The organism is Microbacterium sp. B24 (assembly GCF_000333415.1).
Classification (GTDB): Bacteria; Actinomycetota; Actinomycetes; order Actinomycetales; family Microbacteriaceae; genus Microbacterium.
On the sequence record NZ_BADB01000239.1, the window covers coordinates 1 to 9,639 of the forward strand.

General features: G+C 62.4%; 5 protein-coding genes and 2 rRNA genes. 6 read left to right on the plus strand and 1 reads right to left on the minus strand.

Annotated features, from left to right (window positions below; genetic code table 11):
- The first annotated feature begins 64 nt into the window (after positions 1–64).
- The 4 genes from I5I_RS06475 (at position 65) to I5I_RS06490 (ending at position 4,442) form a co-directional block, all read left to right on the plus strand.
- Positions 65–244: a substrate-binding domain-containing protein gene (locus I5I_RS06475; RefSeq protein WP_036317817.1), complete on the plus strand. Its 180-nt coding sequence runs from the start codon at positions 65–67 to the stop codon at positions 242–244.
- Positions 245–385: 141 nt separating this feature from the next.
- Positions 386–1,933, plus strand: coding sequence for a multiple monosaccharide ABC transporter ATP-binding protein (gene mmsA / locus I5I_RS06480; RefSeq protein ID WP_036317820.1), 1,548 nt, complete (start codon positions 386–388; stop codon positions 1,931–1,933).
- Positions 1,930–3,273: a multiple monosaccharide ABC transporter permease gene (gene mmsB / locus I5I_RS06485; RefSeq protein ID WP_036317822.1), complete on the plus strand. Its 1,344-nt coding sequence runs from the start codon at positions 1,930–1,932 to the stop codon at positions 3,271–3,273. The genes mmsA and mmsB overlap by 4 nt, the downstream gene beginning before the upstream one ends.
- A 47-nt stretch (positions 3,274–3,320) precedes the next feature.
- Complete coding sequence (locus tag I5I_RS06490) at positions 3,321–4,442, plus strand: substrate-binding domain-containing protein (RefSeq protein WP_036317825.1); 1,122 nt, start codon at positions 3,321–3,323, stop codon at positions 4,440–4,442.
- Positions 4,443–4,498: 56 nt separating this feature from the next.
- Here I5I_RS06490 and I5I_RS06495 read toward each other — a convergent pair whose 3' ends face one another.
- The gene (locus I5I_RS06495; RefSeq protein WP_036317828.1) at positions 4,499–5,767 is read right to left on the minus strand and encodes a CoA transferase; all 1,269 of its coding nucleotides are present in this window, start codon (positions 5,765–5,767) and stop codon (positions 4,499–4,501) included.
- 595 nt (positions 5,768–6,362) lie between these two features.
- Here I5I_RS06495 and I5I_RS06500 point away from each other — a divergent pair.
- Together I5I_RS06500 and I5I_RS06505 are read left to right on the plus strand one after the other, a co-directional pair.
- Positions 6,363–7,885 (plus strand): 16S ribosomal RNA (locus I5I_RS06500).
- 392 nt (positions 7,886–8,277) lie between these two features.
- Positions 8,278–9,639: ribosomal RNA gene (locus I5I_RS06505) — 23S ribosomal RNA — on the plus strand; the annotation flags it as partial.

Genomic DNA, 9,639 nt, shown 5'->3' on the forward strand with positions numbered 1-9,639 from the left:
GCATCGACGTGCCGCCCCAGGTGAGCGTCGTCGGCTTTGACGACATCCCCCTGGCCGGGCATGCGTGCCGCCGCTGACGACCGTCCATCAGCAGTTCGCGGGGCTGGGGGAGCGGGCCATGGCCGCTCTGCTGCGCGCGATCGGCGAGCCGGACGTGCCGACGGATGCCGTGAGCGGCATGAATCTGGAGCCTTCGCTCGTGGTGCGAGAGTCCTGCGCCGTCGCCATCACGGCGCAAAGATGACGCTTCGATAACGGCCCCTTCCCGTGATTGACAACCTCGTTCCGAGGGTGCACGATGTTCAAGCGATGTGAACGGTCACATTGAGCTTCGGAACGAAGCCCGCTCAACGAAGACAAGCTGACGACGAGGAGGTCGCGCACAATGCCGGATGCAGTGCCGATCCTGGAGATGCGCTCCATCACCAAGGAGTTCCCGGGTGTGAAAGCGCTCAGCGACGTGTCCATCACGGTCGCCGCGGGCGAAGTCCACGCGATCTGCGGCGAGAACGGCGCCGGCAAGTCCACGCTCATGAAGGTGCTCTCCGGGGTGTACCCGTACGGCACGTACAGCGGCGACATCTGGTACCGCGGCGAGGTCGTCCAGTTCAGGGACATCCGCGCGAGCGAGCACGCGGGCATCGCGATCATCCATCAGGAGCTGGCCCTGATCCCCGAACTCTCGGTGACGGAGAACATCTTCCTCGGCAACGAGATCGAGCGCGGCGGCGTCATCGACTGGGCACAGGCGCGGCTCCGAGCCGTCGATCTCCTGGCGCGCGTGGGACTGCGCGACGACCCCGACACGCAGATCAAGCATCTCGGTGTCGGCAAGCAGCAGCTGGTCGAGATCGCGAAGGCGCTCGCCAAGGACGTCAAGCTGCTCATCCTCGACGAGCCGACCGCCGCGCTGAACGAAGACGACTCGCAGCACCTGCTCGATCTGATCCTCTCGCTCAAGGGCAAGGGCATCACCTCGATCATCATCAGCCACAAGCTCAACGAGATCGAGCAGATCGCCGACTCCATCACGATCATCCGCGACGGCCGCACGATCGAGACCCTCGACGTCGCCTCCGGCACCGTCGACGAGGACCGCATCATCCGCGGCATGGTCGGCCGCTCGTTGGAGAGCCGGTTCCCGGACCGCACGCCGCACATCGGCGAGGTCTTCTTCGAGGTGCGCGACTGGACGGTGCGCCACCCGCAGATCCCCGAGCGGCTCGTCGCCAAGCACTCGAACCTCTACGTGCGCCGGGGCGAGATCGTCGGCATCGCCGGCCTCATGGGCGCGGGGCGCACCGAGCTCGCCATGAGCCTCTTCGGCCGCTCCTACGGCATCTACGAGTCGGGCCAGATCCTCATCGACGGCAAGGAAGTCGTCATCAAGGACGTCCAGTCCGCGATCGATCACGGCATGGCCTACGTCAGCGAAGACCGCAAGGTGCTCGGACTCAACCTTCTCGACACGATCAAGCGCTCCATCGTCGCGGCCAAGCTCAAGAAGATCGCGCGCAACGGCGTCATCGATCCGTACGCCGAGAACGACATCGCCGACGACTACCGCAAGAAGCTGCGCATCAAGACGCCGAGCGTCGATGTCGGCGTCTCGAAACTCTCCGGCGGCAACCAGCAGAAGGTCGTCCTGGCCAAGTGGATGTTCACAGACCCGGAACTGCTGATCCTCGACGAGCCCACCCGCGGTATCGACGTGGGGGCCAAGTACGAGATCTACGCGATCGTCCAGCAGCTGGCCGCGCAGGGCAAGGGCGTGATCCTGATCTCCAGCGAGCTGCCCGAGCTGCTCGGCATCTCCGACCGCATCTACACGATCTTCGAGGGGCAGATCACCGATGATCTGCCCGTCGCCGACGCAACCCCCGAGAACCTCATGCGCAGCATGACCTCCGCACGACAGAAGGCACAACGATGAGCACCGAGACGGTACCCACCAAGCGTTCAGGCGGCATCTCCGACCTGAAGAAGATGTTCGGCGGGGGAACCTCCTCCCTCCGCCAGTTCGGCATCCTGGCGTCGCTGATCGCCATCATCCTGATCTTCCAGATCTGGACCGGGGGCACGACGCTGTCGCCGCAGAACCTCATCAACGTCGTCAGCCAGCAGTCCTACATCCTGATCCTCGCGATCGGCATGGTGATGGTCATCATCATGGGACACATCGACCTGTCCGTCGGCTCGGTCGCGGCTTTCGTGGGCATCATCGTCGCCAAGTCGATGAACGAGTGGAACACGCCGTGGCCCCTCGCGATCGCGATCGGTCTGGTTGTCGGTGCCCTCGTCGGTGCGTGGCAGGGCTTCTGGGTCGCCTATGTCGGCGTCCCCGCGTTCATCGTGACGCTGGCCGGCATGCTCATCTTCCGCGGCGGCAACCAGTGGATCGGCCAGTCGACCACCACGCCGGTGCCCCCGGAGTACAGCTACATCGGCTCCGGCTACCTGCCCGAACTTCCCATCGCGGTCGACTTCAACGTGCTCACCATGCTCTTGGGCCTCATCGGCGTCGCATGGATCGTCTACAACGAATGGCGGCTTCGTCGCCAGCAGGCGAAGATCGGCGCCGACTCGGCTCCGCTCTGGGTGTCGGGCGTGAAGGTCGTCATCCTCTCGGCAGCGATCCTCTGGGCCGCCTGGCTGTTCGCCACGGGACGCCCGGGCACGAGCTTCCCGATCTCCGGCGTGATCCTGCTGGTGCTCGTTGTGATCTACTCGTTCGTCACCAACCGCACGGTCTTCGGCCGACACATCTACGCCGTCGGTGGCAACCGCCTCGCCGCGGCCCTCTCGGGTGTCAAGGACCGCCGTGTCGACTTCTTCGTCATGATGAACATGTCGGTGCTCGCCGCCATCGCGGGCATGATCTACGTCGGCCGCGCCACGGCATCCGGGCCCCAGGACGGCAACGGCTGGGAGCTCGATGCGATCGCCGCGGTGTTCATCGGCGGCGCGGCCGTGTCGGGTGGTATCGGCACGGTGATCGGCTCGATCATCGGCGGCCTCGTCATGGCGTTCCTCAACAACGGGCTCCAGCTGATCGGCGCCGGCGCCGACTCGGTGTCGATCACGAAGGGGCTCGTCCTCCTGCTCGCGGTCGCCGTCGACGTGATCAGCAAGCGCCGCGGAGGCCCCTCCATCATCGGTCTGCTCACGCGTCGACGTGACCGGGCCGCCGTGGTGGTCACAGAAGTTCCCGCCGTCATTCCGACGTCGGGCACGAACGAGTCGAGCCAGCCGGCTGACCTCCCCAAACGGTAGGTCCGGGACCGACTCGCCTCACCCTCACCAGAGAAAGTGATGAATCAATGAAGAGAATCGCTCTTGCGGCAGCCTCCCTGGCCGCCGTCACGGCACTCGCGCTCACGGGCTGCTCGAGCTCCGGGCGCGGCGGCGACGCGACCGCATCGGCGGGCGCGGCGGCAGGCTTCGCGGCCGATGCCACCATCGGCATCGCGCTGCCGGACAAGACGTCGGAGAACTGGGTTCTCGCGGGCGGCCTGTTCGACTCCGGCCTGAAGGAGGCCGGCTTCAAGGCCGACGTGCAGTACGCCCCGGCGTCCAACACGGTCGCCGAACAGCAGAACCAGATCTCGGCCATGATCACCAACGGCGCCAAGGTCATCGTCATCGGCGCCAAGGACGGCAAGCAGCTCGGCACGCAGCTGCAGCAGGCGGCGGATGCCGGTGTCACGGTGATCGCCTACGACCGTCTCATCGAGAACACGCCGAACGTGAACTACTACGTCGCGTTCGACAACTTCAAGGTCGGCGAGCTGCAGGGTCAGGCGCTCCTCGACGGCCTGCAGAAGCGTTCGGGCCACGGCGCGCCGTGGAACGTCGAGCTGTTCTCCGGCTCGCCGGACGACGCCAACTCGGCGGTCTTCTTCAACGGAGCCATGAAGGTGCTGCAGCCGAAGATCGACGACGGCACCCTGAAGGTCGTGTCGGGTCAGACCGACATCCAGCAGACGGCGACCCAGGGCTGGAAGGCCGAGAACGCGCAGAGCCGTATGGACTCGCTGCTCGCGGCCAACTACACGTCGGCGACCATCGACGGTGTCCTCTCGCCGAACGACACGCTTGCTCGCGCCATCATCACCTCGGTGAAGCAGGCCGGAAAGAACATCTCGCAGTTCACCGTCACCGGTCAGGACTCCGAGGCCGAGTCGGTCAAGTCGATCATGGCGGGGGAGCAGTACTCCACCATCAACAAGGACACCTCGCTGCTGGTGGCCCAGACCATCAAGATGATCCAGTCGCTCCAGAAGGGCGAGACGCCTGAGGTCAACGACACCACCCAGTACAACAACGGTGTCAAGGTCGTCCCGGCGTACCTGCTGCCGCCGGTCATCGTCACCAAGGAGAACGCGGCCGAGGCTTACGCCAACAACCCCACCCTCCTGGCCCTCGTGAAGGCCGCGCAGTAAGCGACCCGCACGCCCACGACGGCCCCCGTTCTTCGGAGCGGGGGCCGTCGACGTGTTCACCGGGGGAGCCAGACCGGATCGGCGGAGCCCCACGGTTCCGGCGGCGTGAACCTCGTCGGGGCTCCCGCGTAGGCCACGGCCGATCCGGCGGTGACGATGTCGTGGCCGTCGACGACGAACCGCTGGAGGTAGCGCGAAGGATCCGCCGGTTCGGCGAGCTGGCCCGCCCGATCCCGGGTCATGCCGAGCAGTTCCGCGGCGACGCGTCGGAGCGAGGTCTCGACGAGCCAGCTTCCTCCGACCTCGAGGCGACGACGCCTCGCCGCGATCACACCGGCGGCCAGTGCATAGCCCGCGGTGTGATCCAACGCCTGGGCGGGAAGCGCACCCGGGGTGATGCGGTCGCGGGATTCGATCCACGCGATGCCGGATGCCGCCTGCACGAGGCTGTCGAACCCGCGTCCGCCCTCGCGGCCCCATGCACTGAGTCTGGCCACGATGACGCTGGGATGCCGTGCGCATAGCGCTCGGGGGTCGAGCCCGAGCCGGGAGAGCGCCTCGGGGCGGTAGCCGAGAACGACGACGTCCGCGCCGGTGAGCAGACCGTCGAAGCGTCGCCGATCGTCGGCGGCATCGAGATCGAGGACAGCGCTGCGCTTGCCGTGACCGGTGTCCAGGTGCTGCGCGGCGATCTCCGGCATCCGGGGCGGATCGATGCGGAGCACGTCGGCGCCGAGAAGCGCGAGTGTGCGCGTCGCCACCGGGCCCGCGATGACACGGGTGAGATCGAGCACGCGTACTCCGCGCAGGGGAGAGGAGGCGTCGACGGCAGTCGTGGCGATCGGGCCGTCCGCCACGCGGAGCACGGTGGCCAGAGGCGAAGCGCGAAGCCGACCGTCCGCGACGGGATCCTCGTGCCGCACCTCGACACACAGACCTCCGGCCCGCGTGATGATCCCGACGGCGTCGCGGGTGGACAGCGCGCTCAACCGTGCACGCGCGCGGTCGAGATCGTTTGCACCCGGCGCCGCGCCGGTGAGGCCGAGCACGTCGCGCAGCGCACGCTCGTGGTGCGGGTAGTTCGCATGCGTGCGCACCCAGCCGTCCCGTGTGCGGAAGAAACCCGACAGCGGGGCGAAGCCGATCTCCGCCTCGCCGTCTCGGCGGAACCACCGCTCGCTCGTGTACGCCATGGTGACCGCCTCGGCATCCACAGCCGTCACGGGTACGCGGCCCAAGGCCGACGCCTCCGCGATGACGGCGGCGACGGCGTCGGTCGCAAGAGTGCCGACGGGCAGCCGCGCGCGCAGTGAACGAGGCTCCATGGGGAGAGCCTACGGCGACATCCCGAGCGCGACACGCCCGGGATGTGGGTGTGATTTGCCGGATGGTGGTGTGCCGCGTAAGTTATTACTTGTTCGCCCCACAGGGAAGAGCGAAGGGCCGGAAGGTCTCGCCCCCTCAAGCGGAGAACCGAATCCCATCCCAAACCTCTCGGTAGAGAGAACAGGACTTCTGGTCTAGGATGGAAAACCTCCCTCCTGCACTCCGTTTCATTCGGAGGACGGTGGTGGGTTGTGGCAGTCGCGAAAGCTGTACTGCCGGCGTGGCAAGACTGTCACTCCAGTCGTGTTCCTTAGGGGGCGCGACGACGGAGACACCTTGCCCGCGTAGAGAAGTCGCCCCGCGATGAAGGCCGAGAGGCCGGAGCACGGGAGCGTCCGATCCTTGAGAACTCAACAGCGTGCACTTGTCAAATGCCAAATTACCTCGTCCCTGCCTTTGTGGTGGGGTGAGATTCCTTTGGATCAAAGTCCGGTATTTCGGTGCCGGCATTATGGATTGTCAGTGATGGCATCCTTTTTGGTCAGTTTCGAACTCGCTGCATTGTCGTTTTCCCGATGGTGTATGCATTTTTTCTTTTTGGAGAGTTTGATCCTGGCTCAGGATGAACGCTGGCGGCGTGCTTAACACATGCAAGTCGAACGGTGAAGCCCAGCTTGCTGGGTGGATCAGTGGCGAACGGGTGAGTAACACGTGAGCAATCTGCCCCTGACTCTGGGATAAGCGCTGGAAACGGCGTCTAATACTGGATACGAACCGTGGAGGCATCTTCAACGGTTGGAAAGATTTTTTGGTCAGGGATGAGCTCGCGGCCTATCAGCTTGTTGGTGAGGTAATGGCTCACCAAGGCGTCGACGGGTAGCCGGCCTGAGAGGGTGACCGGCCACACTGGGACTGAGACACGGCCCAGACTCCTACGGGAGGCAGCAGTGGGGAATATTGCACAATGGGCGAAAGCCTGATGCAGCAACGCCGCGTGAGGGATGACGGCCTTCGGGTTGTAAACCTCTTTTAGCAGGGAAGAAGCGAAAGTGACGGTACCTGCAGAAAAAGCGCCGGCTAACTACGTGCCAGCAGCCGCGGTAATACGTAGGGCGCAAGCGTTATCCGGAATTATTGGGCGTAAAGAGCTCGTAGGCGGTTTGTCGCGTCTGCTGTGAAATCCCGAGGCTCAACTTCGGGTCTGCAGTGGGTACGGGCAGACTAGAGTGCGGTAGGGGAGATTGGAATTCCTGGTGTAGCGGTGGAATGCGCAGATATCAGGAGGAACACCGATGGCGAAGGCAGATCTCTGGGCCGTAACTGACGCTGAGGAGCGAAAGGGTGGGGAGCAAACAGGCTTAGATACCCTGGTAGTCCACCCCGTAAACGTTGGGAACTAGTTGTGGGGTCCATTCCACGGATTCCGTGACGCAGCTAACGCATTAAGTTCCCCGCCTGGGGAGTACGGCCGCAAGGCTAAAACTCAAAGGAATTGACGGGGACCCGCACAAGCGGCGGAGCATGCGGATTAATTCGATGCAACGCGAAGAACCTTACCAAGGCTTGACATATACGAGAACGCTGCAGAAATGTAGAACTCTTTGGACACTCGTAAACAGGTGGTGCATGGTTGTCGTCAGCTCGTGTCGTGAGATGTTGGGTTAAGTCCCGCAACGAGCGCAACCCTCGTTCTATGTTGCCAGCACGTAATGGTGGGAACTCATGGGATACTGCCGGGGTCAACTCGGAGGAAGGTGGGGATGACGTCAAATCATCATGCCCCTTATGTCTTGGGCTTCACGCATGCTACAATGGCCGGTACAAAGGGCTGCAATACCGTGAGGTGGAGCGAATCCCAAAAAGCCGGTCCCAGTTCGGATTGAGGTCTGCAACTCGACCTCATGAAGTCGGAGTCGCTAGTAATCGCAGATCAGCAACGCTGCGGTGAATACGTTCCCGGGTCTTGTACACACCGCCCGTCAAGTCATGAAAGTCGGTAACACCTGAAGCCGGTGGCCCAACCCTTGTGGAGGGAGCCGTCGAAGGTGGGATCGGTAATTAGGACTAAGTCGTAACAAGGTAGCCGTACCGGAAGGTGCGGCTGGATCACCTCCTTTCTAAGGAGCATCTGGCACTCTTTGGGTGTCCAGGCGCCGAATCAGGGCCGAATGTGTCTTGCCGGTTAGCTCATGGGTGGAACGTTTGATGAGGTGTCGGGGAGCGATCTTCGAGTTAGTACGGCCTTCGGGCGTGGAACGCTGGGGGTGAGTGAGTCGGCACGTGCACGCTGTTGGGTCCTGAGGGACCGGATGCGCTTTCATCTTCGGATGGGGAGCAGACGAACCTCAGGACTCTTTCTGTTGCCGGCTGGTGCTGGTGCGGGGAGGGTACCGCCCGTACTTTGAGAACTACACAGTGGACGCGAGCATCTTCGAGATGATTTTTCATCTCGTGAAGATGATCTTAAAGATCATTAGTCAATTTTGATTGACGATTCGAACTCATGTGATTTCAAGTCTTTAAGAGCAAACGGTGGATGCCTTGGCATCTGGAGCCGAAGAAGGACGTAGCAATCTGCGATAAGCCTCGGGGAACTGATAAGCAAGTTTTGATCCGAGGGTGTCCGAATGGGGAAACCCCGCCAGGGCGCGTGCGTACCTGGTGACTCCCGCCTGAATATATAGGGCGGGTAGAGGGAACGTGGGGAAGTGAAACATCTCAGTACCCACAGGAAGAGAAAGCAACCGCGATTCCGTTAGTAGTGGCGAGCGAAACCGGATCAGGCTAAACCTAGCGTGTGTGATAGCCGGCAGGCGTTGCACGTTGGGGGTTGTGGGACTTTTCAGACATGTCTGCCGATGTGTCGGCGTTACAAGAAGGTATAGACGAACCGCATTGAAAGGCGGGTCATAGAGGGTGCCAACCCCGTAGTCGAAATGCTTCTCTTGGCGCGAAGAGTATCCCAAGTAGCACGGGGCCCGAGAAATCCCGTGTGAATCTGTCAGGACCACCTGATAAGCCTAAATACTCCCAGATGACCGATAGCGGACAAGTACCGTGAGGGAAAGGTGAAAAGTACCCCGGGAGGGGAGTGAAATAGTACCTGAAACCGTTTGCTTACAAACCGTTGGAGCCTCCTTAGTAGGGGTGACAGCGTGCCTTTTGAAGAATGAGCCTGCGAGTTAGCGATACGTGGCGAGGTTAACCCGTGTGGGGTAGCCGTAGCGAAAGCGAGTCTGAATAGGGCGATTCAGTCGCGTGTCCTAGACCCGAAGCGAAGTGATCTATCCATGGCCAGGCTGAAGCGACGGTAAGACGTCGTGGAGGGCCGAACCCACTTAGGTTGAAAACTGAGGGGATGAGCTGTGGATAGGGGTGAAAGGCCAATCAAACTTCGTGATAGCTGGTTCTCTCCGAAATGCATTTAGGTGCAGCGTTGCGTGTTTCTTGCCGGAGGTAGAGCTACTGGATGGCCGATGGGCCCTACAAGGTTACTGACGTCAGCCAAACTCCGAATGCCGGTAAGTGAGAGCGCAGCAGTGAGACTGTGGGGGATAAGCTTCATAGTCGAGAGGGAAACAACCCAGACCACCAACTAAGGTCCCAAAGCGCGTGCTAAGTGGGAAAGGATGTGGAGTTGCCTTGACAACCAGGAGGTTGGCTTAGAAGCAGCCACCCTTGAAAGAGTGCGTAATAGCTCACTGGTCAAGTGATTCCGCGCCGACAATGTAACGGGGCTCAAGCACGCCACCGAAGTTGTGGCATTGACATTTTTGGTAGGCCTTCGTGGTCCAGCCGTGTTGATGGGTAGGAGAGCGTCGTGTGGCCAGCGAAGCGGCGGTGTGAACCAGCCGTGGAGGCTACACGAGTG